Genomic DNA, 16,887 nt, shown 5'->3' with positions numbered 1-16,887 from the left:
ATACTGGTCTTATCAGGGAAGATAATCAACCCGAAACATAAAAAGGACATTACCTGTTTTGCGTTTTGCAATCGACCGCACAGTTCACCAAACTAGCGCCACCACTGGCGAAACTTCCGGTAACGCAACGCTAAAAGGGCTAACGCTAATGCCGCGTAGATGACCGGTTGCGGTGATAAAATCTTTACCGACCACAGGTAATGTATGGGAGCCAGGATCGCGACAAGATAGACGACGTTATGCAGTGTTTGCCAGCGTTTGCCCAATTTACGCTGCGCAAATTGCGTTGAGGTCAACGTCAGCGCCAATAACACCAGCCAGCTAATGATCCCAAGCGTCAAATAAGGGCGTGAAATCAACTCGCTTCCTAACAACGCCAGGTTATGTATCCCCAGTTCCAGTAAGGCATAGCTGGTTAAATGCAGCGTAGCCCAAACGAAACACCATAATCCTAACAGGCGGCGTGTGCGTATCAATAATGGCTGTTTAGCGTAGCGCGCCAGCGGTGAAACCAGCAAGGTGGCGAGCAAAAATTTGAGCGCGGTTCTGCCGGTAAAGTGTTGGATATCCTTTACCGGGTCTGCGCTGAGTCCACCGTGATTTATCGCCCAAAAGAGCCACAGAAGCGGCAAAAAACCGGCAAGATGCAGACAAACTTTTAGCCAGGTTATCTGTTTTGCTGTCAGACGCACTTAAAAATTCTCCCGCAAATTGAGACCGCGATACAGCGAAGCGACTTCATTGGCGTAGCCGTTAAACAGCAGCGTCGGCTGCCTTTGCACATCAAGGATACCGCCTGAACCAATAAAGCGTTCGGTAGCCTGAGACCAGCGTGGATGATCCACATGCGGGTTCACATTGGCATAAAAACCATATTCGTTGGGAGCCGACAAATTCCAGGTGGTTGGCGGACGTTCGCGGGTGAGTTTAATGCTGACGATAGATTTAATACCTTTAAAACCATACTTCCATGGAACGATGAGTCGAATGGGCGCGCCGTTTTGCGGGGGTAACGCCTTACCATAGACGCCAACGGTCATCAGAGTCAGCGGATGCATGGCTTCGTCCAGACGTAGCCCTTCGACATAAGGGTATTTCAGTCCGCCGCCAATAAAGCGATCTTTCTGTCCTGGCATATCATCCGGCGCGTATAGCGTTTCGAATGCCACATATTTAGCGTGGCTGGTGGGTTGTGCCTGCGCGAGTAGCTTATATAAAGGGAAACCAATCCACGGCACGACCATGGACCACGCTTCGACGCAGCGCATTCGATAGATACGCTCTTCTAATGGAAAACGATGTGTTAAATCGTCGTAATCCAGCGTAAATGGCTTCGCGACTTCCCCGCTGATTTTCAACGTCCACGGTTCGGTTTTCAGACTCCCGGCATTGGCCGCCGGGTCGGCTTTATCGAGGCCAAACTCATAGAAATTGTTGTAGCCCGCCACCTTATCTTCCGGCGTTAACGCTAAATCGCTTCGCCAGGCGGCAGGCTGACTAAACTCAAGCGGTTTACCGGCAGGCGCTTTCGGACGATCGTTGCCTTTAAACCAACTGAAGAGATCGGCCTGCGCCGTTGAGGGTAAGGATAAGGCGGCCGCGCTGATGCCTAATGCTTTTAGCACCTGTCGGCGCTGCATAAAAAAAGCCGATTCCGCAGTCACATCGGCTTCTGTTAATGGACGTATCTTTTTCATCACAGACTCCCGGTCTACCCACCACAACATGGCGTGTAGTGAATATGACAGGGAGTCTGTCAATGTGTAAAAATAAATAGTTAATTAAGTGTAAATTTTTTTATACGTGACGTTATTTTATCTTCACCAGCGTACGGCCCTGAACCTGATTATTGATGATGGCATCGGCGAACTTCGGCGCATCCGCCAGCGTAATCTCTGTGGCGGCCTGAGCATAGAACGATTCCGGCAGATCCTTAACCAAACGCGCCCAGGCTTCTGCGCGACGTGCCGGTGGGGTCATCACCGAGTCCACCCCTTGCAAACGCACATTACGCAGAATGAATGGCATAACGGTGGTCGGCAGCGCGAAGCCGCCCGCCAGGCCGCAGGCGGCCACGCAACCGCCATAGTTCATCTGTGCCAGCACTTTCGCCAGCACTTTATCGCCAACGGTATCAATTGCACCGGCCCACAGCTGTTTTTCCAACGGGCGAGATTCAGCAAACTCATCGCGGCTGAGAATACGGTTAGCTCCCAGGCTCTTAAGATAGCCGTGGGTGCTTTCACGTCCTGATACTGCTGCAACCTGATAGCCCAGCTTATGCAGTAATGCAACGGCAGTGCTGCCCACGCCGCCGCTGGCGCCGGTGACGACAATCTCACCGTCTTGCGGGCGAATACCTGCATCTTCAAGCGCCATGACGCACAGCATGGCAGTAAAACCGGCGGTGCCGATGATCATGGCGTTACGGCTGCTCAGTCCCGCAGGCAGCGCGACCAGCCAGTCGCCTTTAACGCGTGCGCGTTCGGCCAGGCCGCCCCAGTGGTTTTCGCCCACGCCCCAGCCAGTCAGTAGTACTTCCTGGCCTGCATGAAAGCGAGGATCTTCGCTTGCGCGAACGGTGCCGGCGAAATCAATACCAGGAATCATCGGAAAATGACGGATAATTTTCCCTTTTCCGGTGATAGCCAGAGCATCTTTATAATTCAGGCTGGACCAGTGGACATCCACCGTCACATCACCTGCTGGCAGTTGACTCTCTTCGAGATGTTGCACGGATGCGAGGGTTTTACCGTCCTGCTGTTCTAAGATCAACGCCTGCATAACCTGTCCTCACTTTACATGGTAGATTGGAAAAATAGCTACGAAGACTATACTCGCTAATTAAAACGTGATGCCGATGCAACGCAATAAATTGCCAGATAGATCCATTTTGGTAGTATGCCTGCTTCATTGCGCGCCGTGGCGAATTCCGCCTTCAGATTCGCTTTTTCATACTGTTTATAACCGTCGGAGTTAACTCAAGGATGCGATTAACGACGAAGTTCTCAGCTTTTATCACGCTGCTCACGGGGTTAACGATCTTCGTGACGCTGATAGGTTGCTCGCTAAGCTTTTATAACGCCGTACAGTATAAGTATGTCAGCCGTGTGCAGGCGACGGCGACAGCCATTGATACGCACCTGGTGACCCATGATATTGTCTCGCTGACGCCGCAAATCGACGAACTTATGATCGCTTCCGATATTGTGCGTGTCGATCTGCTGCAGGGGGAGCGCAGCGTCTACAGCCATTCTCGCGCCAGAGGTTATCGGCCAGCCGGCACCAGCGACATGTATCGCGAGCTGGTCGTACCGCTGATAAAACATCCAGGAATGTCGCTATGTCTGGTTTATCAGGACCCGATGGGCAACTATTTTCACTCACTGATCACCACGGCGCCGCTGACGCTGGCGATCGGTTTTATCGTTCTGATTTTGTTTTTATCGGTGCGCTGGCTGCAGCGGCAGCTTTCCGGGCAAGAGCTTCTGGAAATTCGCTCAACGCGTATTCTGAACGGCGAACGCGGGGCGAATGTCCGCGGCTCTGTTTACGAATGGCCGGCGCGCACCAGTAGCGCGCTTGATGTATTGCTTTCCGAAATTCAGTTTGCTCACGAACAGCGTAGTCGCCTGGACACCCTCATTCGCTCCTACGCCGCGCAGGACACCAAAACCGGACTCGGTAATCGCCTGTTCTTTGATAACCAACTGGCGACGCTGCTGGAAGATCAGGAAAAAGTGGGAGTGCATGGCGTGGTGATGATGATCCGCTTGCCAGACTTCAATCTTCTGCGCGACAGCCTGGGAGGCAATCAGGCGGAAGAGCAGATGTTTATGCTTATCAATCTGCTATCGACATTTATTATGCGTTACCCAGGCTCGCTGCTGGCGCGTTATCACCGCAGCGACTTTGCCGTGCTGCTACCGCATCGAACGCTGAAAGAAGCGGAAAGTATTGCCGGACAACTTTTAAAAGCTGTCGATGCGCTACCGGCTAACAAAATGCTCGATCGTGACGATATGGTACATATCGGCATTTGCGCCTGGCGCAGCGGACAGTCCACCGAGCAGGTGATGGAACATGCTGAAGCCGCGGCGCGGAACGCCGCCCTGCAGGGGGGAAATAGCTGGGCTATCTACGACGACACTCTGCCGGAAAAAGGGCGCGGCAATGTGCGCTGGCGCACATTGATTGAGCAGATGCTGAACCGGGGCGGACCGCGACTTTATCAAAAACCGGCGGTCACGCGAGAAGGTCGCGTGCATCATCGGGAATTGATGTGTCGCATCTATGACGGTAAAGAAGAGGTGAGCTCGGCGGAGTATATGCCGATGGTGTTGCAATTTGGTTTATCGGAAGAGTATGACAGATTACAAATTAGCCGCCTGATTACGTTGCTGGGCTACTGGCCGGATGAAAATCTGGCAATGCAGTTGACGGTTGAGTCGCTGATTCGTCCGCGTTTTCAGCGCTGGTTGCGCGATACGTTAATGCAGTGTGAAAAATCACAGCGAAATCGCATAATTATTGAACTTGCGGAGGCAGATGTTTGTCAACACATCAGCCGGTTACAACCCATCCTTCGCTTAGTCAATGCGCTTGGCGTTCGGGTGGCGGTGACACAGGCGGGTTTGACGCTGGTTAGCACGAGCTGGATTAAAGCGCTCAATGTGGAATTACTCAAGCTGCATCCGAGTCTGGTCAGAAACATTGAGAAGCGAACGGAAAACCAGCTTCTGGTTCAAAGTCTGGTAGAGGCCTGCGCGGGTACGCCTACGCAGGTTTACGCGACGGGCGTCCGTTCGCGCGGCGAGTGGCAGACGCTGACAAAAAGCGGTGTGGCTGGCGGGCAGGGTGATTTTTTTGCCTCCTCCCAATTACTTGACACAAACGTGAAAAAATATTCGCAAAGATACTCGGTTTAACCTGCCGTTTAATTTGTTTTCACGTAGAATAACGCGCGCTGCGCCTCATGGGAGTGTGCTTGTCTGCTCGCCAGATTGTTGCAGCAAATATGCAGGTGAATGACCTTTGACAGGTTGCAAACGAAGGCGAGGATTGCTGCTGATTTTTTCAGCCCTGAGGGACTCAGACCGAGATTTGTAACAAAGGAAACGAACTGCACTAATTTTCACCGTAGCAGATGATTTTTGCGCCTTGTCGCTGCTGCGTGTGGTTGGTAAAGTAAGCGGATTTTGTTTTCCGCCCCAGCTTTCAGGATTATCCCTTAGTATGTTGAAAAAATTTCGTGGCATGTTTTCCAATGACCTGTCCATTGACCTGGGTACCGCGAATACCCTCATTTATGTAAAAGGACAAGGCATCGTATTGAATGAGCCTTCCGTTGTGGCCATTCGTCAGGATCGTGCCGGTTCGCCGAAAAGCGTGGCTGCAGTCGGTCATGATGCAAAGCAGATGCTGGGCCGTACGCCGGGCAATATCGCTGCGATCCGTCCGATGAAAGACGGCGTTATCGCTGACTTCTTTGTGACCGAAAAAATGCTCCAGCACTTTATTAAGCAAGTGCACAGCAACAGCTTTATGCGCCCAAGCCCGCGCGTACTGGTATGCGTGCCGGTCGGCGCGACGCAGGTAGAACGCCGCGCGATTCGTGAATCCGCTCAGGGCGCAGGCGCCCGTGAAGTCTTTTTGATCGAAGAGCCGATGGCGGCCGCGATCGGCGCAGGTCTGCCAGTTTCTGAAGCAACCGGTTCAATGGTTGTGGATATCGGTGGTGGTACCACTGAAGTTGCCGTTATCTCCCTGAACGGCGTGGTTTACTCTTCTTCTGTCCGTATTGGTGGTGACCGCTTCGACGAAGCCATCATTAATTACGTTCGTCGTAACTACGGTTCTCTGATTGGTGAAGCCACCGCAGAACGTATTAAACACGAAATCGGTTCCGCTTATCCGGGCGATGAAGTCCGCGAGATCGAAGTGCGTGGCCGTAACCTGGCGGAAGGCGTTCCACGCGGCTTTACTCTGAACTCAAACGAGATTCTGGAAGCGTTGCAGGAACCGTTGACCGGTATCGTCAGCGCGGTAATGGTGGCGCTGGAGCAGTGTCCGCCGGAGCTGGCGTCAGACATCTCCGAGCGCGGTATGGTGCTCACCGGCGGCGGCGCGCTGCTGCGTAACCTTGACCGTCTGTTAATGGAAGAGACGGGCATTCCTGTCGTGGTTGCTGAAGATCCGCTGACCTGTGTGGCGCGCGGCGGCGGCAAGGCGCTGGAAATGATCGATATGCACGGCGGCGACCTGTTCAGCGAAGAGTAGTTGGATTCGGGCAGGATTATCCCTGGATTGTCCTGCCTCTCCGACGCGAGAATACGCATAGCCTATGAAGCCAATTTTTAGCCGTGGCCCGTCGCTACAGATTCGCCTTATTCTGGCGGTGCTGGTGGCGCTCGGCGTTATCATTGCCGACAGCCGCCTGGGGACGTTCAGTCAAATCCGAACGTACATGGACACTGCCGTCAGTCCTTTCTATTTTATTTCAAACGGCCCTCGTGAACTGCTCGACAGCGTGTCGCAAACGCTGGCTTCTCGCGACCAGCTTGAGCTGGAAAACCGGGCGCTGCGCCAGGAATTACTGCTAAAAAACAGCGACCTGCTGATGCTGGGGCAGTACAAACAGGAGAACGCGCGGTTGCGCGAGCTGCTGGGGTCGCCGCTGCGTCAGGACGAGCAGAAAATGGTAACGCAGGTTATTTCAACGGTTAACGATCCTTACAGCGATCAGGTCGTTATCGATAAAGGCAGTGTTAATGGCGTATATGAAGGTCAACCGGTCATTAGCGACAAAGGCGTCGTAGGGCAGGTTGTCGCCGTGGCGAAACTGACCAGTCGCGTACTGCTGATTTGCGATGCGACTCATGCGCTGCCGATTCAGGTACTGCGCAATGACATCCGCGTGATTGCCGCCGGTAACGGCTGTACTGACGATCTTCAGCTTGAACATCTGCCCGCCAATACCGATATTCGCGTCGGCGATGTGCTGGTAACGTCCGGACTTGGTGGGCGTTTCCCGGAAGGGTATCCGGTGGCGGTGGTCTCCTCCGTCAAGCTGGACACTCAGCGCGCCTATACCGTCATTCAGGCACGTCCAACCGCGGGTTTGCAGCGTTTACGCTATCTGCTGCTGTTGTGGGGAGCCGATCGTAACGGCGCCAATCCGATGACGCCGGAAGAGGTTCACCGCGTTGCCAATGAGCGCCTGATGCAGATGATGCCGCAGGTGTTGCCTTCTCCGGATGCGATGGGGCCGCCGGCGCCAGTGCCGGACCCGGCGACGGGGATTACTCAGCCATCTGCGGGCCAGACGGCGCCGGTAGCAACGCAACCATCGCCTTCGGGCGCGACCACGCCGCCTGCGCGTGCGCCGGGAGGGTAATGGTGGCGAGTTATCGTAGCCAGGGGCGCTGGGTTATCTGGCTCTCGTTTCTTATTGCGCTGTTGCTGCAAATCATGCCCTGGCCGGACGACATCATTGTTTTCCGGCCAAACTGGGTTTTGCTCATCTTACTGTACTGGATTCTGGCCCTGCCGCACCGCGTAAATGTGGGGACGGGATTTGTGATGGGTGCCATACTTGATCTCATCAGCGGTTCCACACTTGGCGTGCGCGCTCTGTCGATGAGTATTGTCGCCTACCTGGTCGCTCTGAAATTCCAGCTCTTCCGTAACCTGGCGCTCTGGCAGCAGGCGCTGGTGGTAATGTTGCTTTCACTGGCCGTGGACATTATTGTTTTCTGGGCCGAGTTTTTAGTGATCAACGTCTCTTTCAGACCGGAAGTGTTCTGGAGTAGTGTAGTCAATGGCGTGCTGTGGCCCTGGCTCTTTTTGCTGATGCGTAAAGTACGCCAGCAGTTTGCTGTGCAATAAAGGTCGATATGACAACTCTGTATCTTGCTTCCGGTTCCCCGCGTCGCCAGGAATTATTGACTCAACTTGGATTTTCATTCGAGCAGGTCGTGCCTGGTATTGAAGAGCAACGGCGTGCTCAGGAAAGCGCGCAGCAGTATGTTGTTCGGCTGGCGCGCGAAAAGGCGCAGGCTGGCGTGGCGCTGGTTCCCCGTGATCTGCCGGTGTTGGGCGCGGATACGATAGTCGTGTTAAACGGCGAGGTGCTGGAAAAGCCGCGCGACGCCGCTCATGCCGCAGAAATGTTGCGTTTGCTTTCCGGAAATACGCATCAGGTGATGACTGCTGTTGCGCTTGCGGACTCGCAGCAGACGCTGGATTGTCTGGTGGTAACGGAGGTGACTTTCCGCACGCTTTCTGCGCAGGATATTACTGGCTATGTCGCCAGCGGCGAGCCTTTAGATAAAGCAGGTGCATACGGTATTCAGGGGCGGGGTGGCTGTTTTGTCAGGAAGATAAATGGCAGCTATCACGCCGTGGTCGGCTTACCGCTGGTTGAAACGTATGAGTTGTTGAGTCATTTTAACGCACTGCGTGATAAAAGGGATAAACATGACGGCTGAATTGTTGGTAAACGTAACGCCATCGGAAACGCGCGTGGCGTACATTGATGGCGGTATTCTTCAGGAAATCCATATTGAGCGCGAAGCGCGACGCGGAATCGTTGGCAATATCTACAAAGGTCGTGTAAGTCGTGTACTTCCAGGTATGCAGGCGGCTTTTGTAGATATTGGGCTGGATAAAGCCGCATTTCTTCACGCTTCCGACATTATGCCGCATACCGAATGCGTGGCAGGCGACGAGCAAAAACAGTTTACCGTGCGCGATATCTCCGAACTGGTGCGTCAGGGACAGGATCTGATGGTGCAGGTAGTGAAAGATCCGCTCGGCACGAAAGGCGCGCGTTTGACCACGGACATCACGTTGCCCTCCCGTTACCTTGTTTTTATGCCCGGCGCGTCACACGTTGGCGTTTCCCAGCGCATCGAAAGCGAAAGTGAACGCGAGCGCCTGAAAAAGGTGGTGGCGGAATACTGCGACGAACAGGGCGGGTTTATTATCCGTACCGCGGCGGAAGGCGTGTGTGAAGAGGATCTCGCGTCTGACGCCGCCTATCTCAAGCGCGTCTGGACGAAAGTCATGGAGCGCAAAAAGCGTCCGCAAACGCGCTACCAGATGTATGGCGAACTGGCGCTGGCGCAGCGCGTGCTGCGCGATTTCGCCGATGCGCAGTTGGACCGAATTCGCGTCGACTCACGTCTGACCTATGAGTCGCTGCTGGAGTTTACCGCAGAATACATCCCGGAAATGACCAGTAAGCTGGAGCATTACAGTGGCCATCAGCCGATCTTCGATCTTTATGACGTGGAAAATGAAATCCAGCGCGCGCTGGAGCGCAAGGTTGAACTCAAGTCCGGCGGTTATCTGATTATCGACCAAACCGAAGCGATGACGACGGTAGATATCAATACCGGCGCGTTTGTCGGACACCGTAATCTCGACGACACCATTTTTAATACCAATATTGAAGCGACTCAGGCCATTGCCCGCCAGCTACGCCTGCGTAATCTGGGCGGCATTATCATTATCGATTTTATCGACATGAATAATGAAGATCATCGCCGCCGGGTGCTGCATTCGCTGGAACAGGCGTTAAGTAAGGATCGCGTGAAAACCAGTATTAACGGTTTTTCGCCGCTGGGACTGGTGGAAATGACCCGTAAACGGACCCGTGAAAGCGTGGAACATGTGCTTTGTAACGAGTGTCCAACCTGTCATGGCCGCGGGACGGTAAAAACGGTGGAAACCGTCTGCTATGAGATCATGCGTGAAATTGTACGTGTTCATCACGCTTATGACTCCGATCGCTTCCTGGTTTATGCTTCTCCTGCGGTGGCGGAAGCGCTGAAAGGCGAAGAATCACACGCGCTGGCGGAAGTCGAAATCTTTGTCGGCAAACAGGTGAAAGTTCAGATCGAACCGCTTTATAACCAGGAGCAGTTTGACGTCGTAATGATGTAATTGAGTAGTAGCACCAGCGCATGTAGGCCGGATAAGGCGCAAGCGCCGCCATCCGGCAATATACCCTCAAGGGGTGTGAGTCGTATTTTTTGGCAGACAAGGAGAGACGCGTGAGGCGATTGCCGGGGATTTTATTGCTCACTGGAGCCGCGCTCATCGTCATTGCAGCGCTGCTGGTTAGCGGGCTGCGCCTGGCGTTGCCTCATCTTGACGCCTGGCGTCCAGCTATCCTGAATAAAATTGAGTCTGTGACCGGCGTGCCGGTGGCCGCCAGCCAACTCTCCGCAAGCTGGCAAAATTTTGGCCCTACGCTGGAAGCGCATAATATTCATGCCGCCCTGAAAGATGGCGGCGAACTGTCGATAAAACGCGTTACGCTGGCGCTGGACGTCTGGCAAAGCCTGTTGCATATGCGCTGGCAGTTTCGCGACCTGACCTTCTGGCAACTCAATTTCCGCACCAATACGCCTCTTCAAAGCAGCGACGGCGAAGGCATCGAAACCAGCCGTTTAAGCGATCTTTTCCTGCGGCAGTTCGATCATTTCGATCTGCGCGATAGCCAAATCAGTTTTCTGACGCTTTCCGGACAACGCGCGGAGCTGGCGATCCCACAGCTTACCTGGCTAAACGGCAAAGAGCGGCACCGCGCCGAAGGCGAGGTCAGCCTCTCCAGCCTGACCGGGCAGCACGGCGTGATGCAGGTGCGGATGGATTTACGCGATGACGACGGTTTGCTGAATAACGGCAGAGTCTGGTTACAGGCCGACGATATTGACGTCAAGCCGTGGCTGGGCAAATGGATGCAGGATAATGTGGCGCTCCAGACGGCGCGTTTCAGTCTGGAAGGCTGGATGACGCTCAGTAAAGGCGAAATCGCCGGAGGAGACGTCTGGCTGAAACAGGGCGGCGCAAGCTGGCTGGGCGATAACACGACGCACACGCTGTCTGTCGATAACCTGACGGCGCAGATTAGCCGCGAGCAGCCGGGCTGGCAGTTTTATATTCCGGACACACGGATTACGCTTGATGGTAAACCCTGGCCGAGCGGAGCCTTAACCGTGGCCTGGCTCCCGCAGCAGGACGTCGGCGGCGAGAATCACACACGTAGCGATGAACTACGCATTCGCGCCAGTAATCTTGAACTGGCGGGGCTGGAAGCATTACGTCCGCTGGCGGCTAAACTGTCGCCTGTGCTGGGCGAAATATGGCAGGCTACGCAGCCGAGCGGAAAGATCGCCACACTGGCGCTGGATATTCCGCTACAGGCGACCGAAAAAACGCGTTTTCAGGCATCGTGGGAAAATCTTGCCTGGAAACAGTGGAAGCTGTTGCCCGGCGCGGAACATTTTTCCGGTACGCTGGCGGGAAGCGTAGAAGACGGGCAGATGAAGGTTGCGATGCAGCAGGCTAAAATGCCCTATGAAACCGTTTTTCGCGCGCCGCTGGAAATTGAAAACGGCGTCGCGACGCTTAGTTGGTTGAAGAATGAGAACGGCTTTCAGCTTGATGGCCGCGACATTGACGTCAAAGCAAAGGCGGTACATGCGCGCGGCGGGTTCCGCTATCTGCAACCGACGGGCGACGAACCGTGGCTGGGCATTCTGGCCGGAATCAGTACCGACGATGGATCTCAGGCGTGGCGCTATTTTCCGGAAAACCTGATGGGCAAAGCGCTGGTCGATTACCTTAGCGGCGCGATTCAGGGCGGCGAGGCGGATAACGCCACGTTGGTTTACGGTGGTAACCCGCACCTCTTTCCCTATAAGCATAACGAAGGTCAGTTTGAAGTGCTGGTGCCGCTACGCAATGCGACGTTTGCCTTTCAACCCGACTGGCCGGCGCTAAAAAATCTCAACATTGAACTGGATTTCCTGAACGACGGTCTGTGGATGCGTTCGGATAGCGTCGATTTGGGCGGGGTGAAGGCCAGAAAACTCGCAGCGGCGATTCCGGATTATTCCAAAGAGAAACTGCTCATTGATGCCGATATTAACGGGCCGGGAAAAGCCGTTGGGCCTTATTTCGACGAGACGCCGCTAAAAGACTCGCTTGGCTCGACGCTGACGGAGCTCCAATTAGATGGCGATGTGAATGCTCGCTTACATCTTGATATTCCGCTGGATGGTGAACAGGTTACCGCCGAGGGCGATGTCTCGTTGCGTAATAACAGTCTGTTTATTAAGCCGCTAAACAGCACGCTCAAAAATCTGAACGGTAAATTCAGCTTTGTGAATGGCGCGCTAAAAAGCGGGCCGCTGACGGCAAACTGGTTTAATCAGCCGCTTAACCTGGATTTCAGTACGACGGAAGGGGCAAAAGCCTATCAGGTCGCCGTCAACCTGAACGGTAACTGGCAGCCAACGCGTATGGGCGTCTTACCGCCGCAACTGAATGACGCCCTGAGCGGCAGCGTGACGTGGAATGGTAAAGTCGGCATCGATCTTCCGTATCACGCTGACACCACTTATCACATCGAGCTGAACGGCGATCTGAGAAATGTGAGCAGTCACTTACCTTCTCCGCTAAATAAACCCGCAGGCGAAGCCATTCCGGTGAACATTCAGGCTGACGGCAACCTGAAAAGTTTTGCGCTAACGGGGAGCGCAGGGAGTAAAAATCACTTTAACAGCCGCTGGTTATTAAATCAGAAGCTGACGTTGGATCGGGCTATCTGGACGACGGACAGCCGGACGATTCCGCCATTACCTGCTCAACAAGGCGTTGAACTCAATCTGCCGGCGCTGGATGGTGCGCAATGGCTGGCGTTATTCCAGAAAGGCGCGGCGGATAACGTGAGCAGTTCGGCCGAGTTTCCTCAACGCGTCACGTTGCGTACTCCCGCGCTATCGCTGGGCGGCCAGCAGTGGAACAATTTGAGCGTCGTTTCAGCCCCCTCGCTGAACGGAACAAAAATTGAAGCGCAGGGGCGTGAGGTGAACGCCACGCTGCTCATGCGCAACCATGCGCCGTGGCTGGCGAACATTAAGTACCTGTACTACAACCCTGGCGTCGCAAAAACGCACGCCTCGTCACCAACGCCGACATCGCCGTTGGCTTCGGCGAACACGATTAGCTTCCGCGGCTGGCCGGACTTACAGCTTCGCTGCGAAGAGTGCTGGCTGTGGGGGCAAAAATATGGGCGTATTGATGGCGATTTCGCCATCAAAGGCAATACGCTGACTCTGGCGAATGGCCTGATCGATACCGGATTCGCCCGTTTGAAAGCGAACGGCGAGTGGGTGAATGCGCCGGGTAATGAACGAACCTCGCTGAAAGGTAGTCTGCATGGTAGTAACCTCGACACGGCTGCCGGGTTCTTCGGTATCTCGACGCCAATCCAGAACGCGTCTTTTAACGTAGATTACGATCTGCACTGGCGAAACCCGCCCTGGCAACCTGATGAAGCCACGCTCAACGGGATTTTACGCACGCGTCTGGGTAAAGGCGAGTTTACTGATCTCAGTAGCGGTCATGCCGGACAGCTACTGCGGCTGCTCAGTTTTGATGCGTTGCTGCGTAAGCTGCGGTTTGACTTCAGAGATACCTTTAGCGAGGGCTTCTATTTCGACTCTATTCATAGTACCGCGTGGATTAAAGATGGCGTCCTGCATACTGACGATACGCTGGTGGATGGGCTGGAAGCGGATATTGCAATGAAAGGTTCTGTTGATCTGGTGCGTCGTCGTCTTGATATGGAGGCAGTCGTCGCGCCGGAAATTTCCGCCACAGTGGGCGTCGCCGCCGCGTTTGCCGTTAACCCGATTGTCGGCGCGGCGGTATTTGCCGCCAGTAAAGTGTTGGGGCCGCTATGGAGCAAGGTCTCCATTCTGCGTTATCGCATTACCGGTCCGGTCGATGCGCCGCAGATCAACGAAGTTCTGCGCCAACCGATAAAAGAAAGCCAGCAATGATTTGACGGGGGCGAGGAATTGCCCCACTCTCAGTAAATAGTCATGCCGGACGGCGCTGCGTTTATCCGGTTTGTACAATCTAACAACGTAGTCCGGATAAGGCGTGAACCGCCATCCGGCAGAAATCAACGAGTAGCAAAAACGATGAGTCTGAACCTGGTAAGTGAACAATTGCTAGCGGCGAATGGCCTGAACCATCAGGATCTGTTCGCTATTTTGGGCCAACTGGCCGAACGCCGTCTTGATTATGGCGACCTCTATTTTCAGTCGAGCTATCACGAATCCTGGGTTTTAGAAGACCGCATCATTAAAGATGGTTCATATAATATCGACCAGGGCGTTGGCGTTCGCGCCATTAGCGGCGAAAAAACCGGTTTTGCTTATGCTGACCAGATAAGCCTCCTGGCGCTGGAGCAGAGTGCGCAGGCAGCGCGAACCATTGTACGCGAGAACGGCGAAGGCAAGGTAAAAACGCTCGCCGCCGTAGCGCATCAGCCGCTCTACACCACCCTTGATCCGCTGCAAAGTATGAGCCGCGAAGAGAAGCTGGATATCCTCAGACGCGTTGACAAAGCGGCGCGAGAAGCCGATAAACGCGTGCAGGAAGTTAACGCCAGCCTGACCGGCGTATATGAATTAATCCTCGTGGCGGCGACCGACGGGACGCTGGCGGCGGATGTCCGTCCACTGGTGCGGTTGTCCGTTAGCGTGCAGGTGGAAGAAGACGGTAAACGCGAGCGCGGCGCCAGCGGCGGCGGCGGTCGCTTTGGTTATGAGTATTTTCTTGCCGATCTCGACGGCGAGGTTCGTGCCGACGCGTGGGCGAAAGAAGCGGTACGCATGGCGCTGGTTAATCTCTCCGCGGTCGCTGCGCCAGCGGGGACGTTACCGGTGGTTCTGGGCGCCGGGTGGCCGGGCGTATTGCTGCACGAAGCGGTCGGTCACGGGCTGGAAGGTGATTTTAACCGTCGTGGGACATCTGTGTTTAGCGGTCAGATCGGCGAGCAGGTTGCCTCCGCGCTTTGCACCGTAGTGGATGACGGCACAATGATGAACCGTCGCGGCTCCGTTGCTATTGATGATGAAGGTACGCCAGGCCAGTACAACGTATTGATTGAAAATGGCGTACTGAAAGGATACATGCAGGACAAGCTGAACGCGCGCCTGATGGGCGCTGCGCCGACCGGTAACGGGCGTCGCGAATCTTATGCGCATCTGCCGATGCCGCGTATGACGAATACCTATATGTTGGCGGGGCAGTCAACGCCGCAGGAAATTATCGAATCCGTTGAGTACGGCATCTATGCGCCTAACTTTGGCGGTGGTCAGGTGGATATCACCTCCGGCAAGTTTGTGTTCTCTACCTCGGAAGCGTATCTGATTGAAAACGGCAAAGTCACGACGCCGGTGAAGGGTGCGACGTTGATTGGATCAGGCATTGAAACGATGCAACAGATCTCCATGGTCGGCAACGACCTTAAGCTGGATAACGGGGTGGGGGTCTGCGGTAAAGAGGGTCAAAGTCTGCCGGTAGGCGTAGGCCAGCCGACGCTGAAAGTCGATAACCTGACGGTTGGCGGCACCGCATAACTGTCCGCCTTATCAGGCCTGTGGTGTGTGCCGCCCAGGCCTGATAAGCGCAGCGCCATCAGGCAATGTCTGCGTCGGGTGGCATCTGGCCTACAATCGTCTTCAGCAATTACCCGGTGTTTTTATTTTTCTTTCCCTCGCCCGTGCATCCCCTGAAACAGGTGTGCGACATCGACAAAATAGTCAGTTAACGCGTTAATCACTACCTGCACTTTAAGCGGCAGCTTATCTTTTTCGGTGTACAGCGCGTACACCGGACGAGGATCGGACTGATAGCGAGGCAGCAGGATCTCCAGATCGCCACGATTAATCTCATCGATCACCCACATCAGCGGCACATAGGCGATTCCGGTTCCGGCGGTCAGCCAGCGTACCAGCGTCATCGGATCGTTAGTGACGAACCGCCCCTGTGGAATCAGTCGGGTAGAAATTCCTTCCGGCGCGATAAGTTCAAACTCATTATCCGGGCGCACGCTATATTCCAGCCAGGAATGGCTACTGAGATCGGCGGGTTTTTCCGGGACGCCGTACTGAGCGAGGTACGGCTTGGCGGCGCACACAACCATCGGCATCGCGCCGAGTCGACGGGAAAACAGGCTGGAGTCTTGCAGCGCGCCCACGCGGATCACCACGTCCAGCCCGTCGGCAATTAAATCCGGAGCCGGAATTCCTGTCACCAGATTGACCGCCAGACCGGGATACTCTTTTAATAATTTTGCGGTAAGCCCGGCCAGCACATTTTGCGCCATGGTTGAAGAACAGCCGATACGCAATGTACCGATAGGCGTGTTATTAAAAGCGTAAAGCTGCTCGTGAACATCCTGCACTTCATGCAGCATACGACGACAGCCCTGATAATAGATTTTTCCAGCTTCGGTGAGCCCAATGCTGCGTGTGCTGCGGTTGAGCAATTTAACCTGAAGCTCATCTTCCAGTTTCGCCACAGTCTGGCTGATGGACGATACGCTCATTTGCAGCTGTCTGGCTGCGGCGGTAAAAGAGCCGAACTCGACAACTTTGGCGAATACCGACATTCGTTTTAATCGTTCCATTATTCACTCTGGCTTAAAAGTGATTTAGATCACATAATATAGATAACAGCATAACAATTACGTTAATATACTATTATTCGAATAAGAGCTATGTCGCTCTCGCCTGGCGTCTCTTGCCCTTCTCTGCGGCGATGTAGCTTAACAATCTATCGCCTGCTCTCTCTCAGAAATCAAGGTCAACATGAGTCTGTTTCCCGTTATCGTGGTGTTTGGTCTTTCCTTCCCACCGATATTTTTCGAATTGCTTTTGTCACTGGCTATTTTTTGGCTGGTGCGTCGGATGCTAGTGCCGACGGGCATCTATGATTTTGTCTGGCATCCGGCTCTGTTCAATACTGCGCTGTATTGTTGTCTGTTTTATTTAATATCGCGCCTGTTCGTTTGAG

Annotated in this window: 13 protein-coding genes; 9 read left to right on the top strand and 4 right to left on the bottom strand. The window is 54.3% G+C overall.

Going from position 1 to position 16,887, the window contains the following annotated elements; translation table 11 throughout:
• Positions 1 to 92: 92 nt before the first annotated feature.
• From msrQ to ACLD11_RS01260, 3 genes are all read right to left on the bottom strand, one after another.
• Positions 93 to 692 carry a protein-methionine-sulfoxide reductase heme-binding subunit MsrQ gene (gene msrQ, locus ACLD11_RS01270; RefSeq protein WP_001240053.1) on the bottom strand — a complete coding sequence of 200 codons (600 nt, stop codon included), beginning with the start codon at positions 690 to 692 and terminating at the stop codon, positions 93 to 95.
• A complete protein-coding gene (msrP, locus tag ACLD11_RS01265) occupies positions 693 to 1,697 on the bottom strand; it encodes a protein-methionine-sulfoxide reductase catalytic subunit MsrP (protein ID WP_411014429.1) in 1,005 nt (334 codons plus the stop codon). It abuts the gene before it with no gap.
• A 112-nt stretch (positions 1,698 to 1,809) separates the two neighbouring features.
• On the bottom strand, positions 1,810 to 2,784 hold the full coding sequence (locus tag ACLD11_RS01260; RefSeq protein WP_183059339.1) for an MDR family oxidoreductase: 975 nt from the start codon (positions 2,782 to 2,784) through the stop codon (positions 1,810 to 1,812).
• A gap of 203 nt (positions 2,785 to 2,987) precedes the next feature.
• On the opposite strand from ACLD11_RS01260, the gene csrD reads away from it, so the two are divergent.
• The 8 genes from csrD to tldD all read left to right on the top strand — a co-directional run bounded on the left by csrD (position 2,988) and on the right by tldD (position 15,449).
• Positions 2,988 to 4,928: an RNase E specificity factor CsrD gene (gene csrD / locus ACLD11_RS01255; RefSeq protein ID WP_411014428.1), complete on the top strand. Its 1,941-nt coding sequence runs from the start codon at positions 2,988 to 2,990 to the stop codon at positions 4,926 to 4,928.
• Positions 4,929 to 5,235: 307 nt separating this feature from the next.
• On the top strand, positions 5,236 to 6,279 hold the full coding sequence (mreB, locus tag ACLD11_RS01250) for a rod shape-determining protein MreB (protein WP_000913396.1): 1,044 nt from the start codon (positions 5,236 to 5,238) through the stop codon (positions 6,277 to 6,279).
• A 64-nt stretch (positions 6,280 to 6,343) separates the two neighbouring features.
• Positions 6,344 to 7,396 (top strand): rod shape-determining protein MreC, encoded by a 1,053-nt coding sequence (gene mreC, locus ACLD11_RS01245; RefSeq protein WP_080206689.1) that lies wholly within the window; start codon positions 6,344 to 6,346, stop codon positions 7,394 to 7,396.
• 2 nt (positions 7,397 to 7,398) lie between these two features.
• Positions 7,399 to 7,887 carry a rod shape-determining protein MreD gene (mreD, locus tag ACLD11_RS01240; RefSeq protein ID WP_000179403.1) on the top strand — a complete coding sequence of 163 codons (489 nt, stop codon included), beginning with the start codon at positions 7,399 to 7,401 and terminating at the stop codon, positions 7,885 to 7,887.
• Between the two features lie 8 nt (positions 7,888 to 7,895).
• Positions 7,896 to 8,489: a Maf family protein gene (locus ACLD11_RS01235; RefSeq protein WP_000210306.1), complete on the top strand. Its 594-nt coding sequence runs from the start codon at positions 7,896 to 7,898 to the stop codon at positions 8,487 to 8,489.
• On the top strand, positions 8,479 to 9,948 hold the full coding sequence (rng, locus tag ACLD11_RS01230) for a ribonuclease G (RefSeq protein ID WP_183059340.1): 1,470 nt from the start codon (positions 8,479 to 8,481) through the stop codon (positions 9,946 to 9,948). The genes ACLD11_RS01235 and rng overlap by 11 nt, the downstream gene beginning before the upstream one ends.
• A 110-nt stretch (positions 9,949 to 10,058) precedes the next feature.
• Entirely contained in the window at positions 10,059 to 13,859 is a 3,801-nt protein-coding gene (yhdP, locus tag ACLD11_RS01225; protein WP_411014427.1) for an AsmA2 domain-containing protein YhdP, read from the top strand.
• A gap of 144 nt (positions 13,860 to 14,003) precedes the next feature.
• Positions 14,004 to 15,449, top strand: coding sequence for a metalloprotease TldD (gene tldD, locus ACLD11_RS01220; RefSeq protein ID WP_000055936.1), 1,446 nt, complete (start codon positions 14,004 to 14,006; stop codon positions 15,447 to 15,449).
• A 122-nt stretch (positions 15,450 to 15,571) separates the two neighbouring features.
• On the opposite strand, the gene aaeR is transcribed toward tldD, so the two are convergent.
• A complete protein-coding gene (gene aaeR / locus ACLD11_RS01215; protein ID WP_000440300.1) occupies positions 15,572 to 16,501 on the bottom strand; it encodes an HTH-type transcriptional activator AaeR in 930 nt (309 codons plus the stop codon).
• A gap of 181 nt (positions 16,502 to 16,682) precedes the next feature.
• Here aaeR and aaeX point away from each other — a divergent pair, with 181 nt between their 5' ends.
• Positions 16,683 to 16,886, top strand: coding sequence for a p-hydroxybenzoic acid efflux pump operon protein AaeX (gene aaeX, locus ACLD11_RS01210; RefSeq protein WP_000051840.1), 204 nt, complete (start codon positions 16,683 to 16,685; stop codon positions 16,884 to 16,886).
• Position 16,887 lies beyond the last annotated feature (1 nt).

The sequence above is a fragment of the Salmonella sp. 741265116_PST genome (genome assembly GCF_046567715.1).
GTDB lineage: Bacteria > Pseudomonadota > Gammaproteobacteria > Enterobacterales > Enterobacteriaceae > Salmonella > Salmonella enterica.
Note: the sequence above shows the minus strand (reverse complement) of the source record. Positions and strands in the feature narration are given on the sequence as shown.

Excerpts from the sequence above, each read along its gene's own strand:
- msrP (WP_411014429.1), bottom strand. The coding sequence starts at position 1,697 with ATGAAAAAGATACGTCCATTAACAGAAGCCGATGTGACTGCGGAATCG.
- ACLD11_RS01260 (WP_183059339.1), bottom strand. The coding sequence starts at position 2,784 with ATGCAGGCGTTGATCTTAGAACAGCAGGACGGTAAAACCCTCGCATCC.
- csrD (WP_411014428.1), top strand. The coding sequence starts at position 2,988 with ATGCGATTAACGACGAAGTTCTCAGCTTTTATCACGCTGCTCACGGGG.
- mreB (WP_000913396.1), top strand. The coding sequence starts at position 5,236 with ATGTTGAAAAAATTTCGTGGCATGTTTTCCAATGACCTGTCCATTGAC.
- mreC (WP_080206689.1), top strand. The coding sequence starts at position 6,344 with ATGAAGCCAATTTTTAGCCGTGGCCCGTCGCTACAGATTCGCCTTATT.
- ACLD11_RS01235 (WP_000210306.1), top strand. The coding sequence starts at position 7,896 with ATGACAACTCTGTATCTTGCTTCCGGTTCCCCGCGTCGCCAGGAATTA.
- rng (WP_183059340.1), top strand. The coding sequence starts at position 8,479 with ATGACGGCTGAATTGTTGGTAAACGTAACGCCATCGGAAACGCGCGTG.
- tldD (WP_000055936.1), top strand. The coding sequence starts at position 14,004 with ATGAGTCTGAACCTGGTAAGTGAACAATTGCTAGCGGCGAATGGCCTG.
- aaeR (WP_000440300.1), bottom strand. The coding sequence starts at position 16,501 with ATGGAACGATTAAAACGAATGTCGGTATTCGCCAAAGTTGTCGAGTTC.
- aaeX (WP_000051840.1), top strand. The coding sequence starts at position 16,683 with ATGAGTCTGTTTCCCGTTATCGTGGTGTTTGGTCTTTCCTTCCCACCG.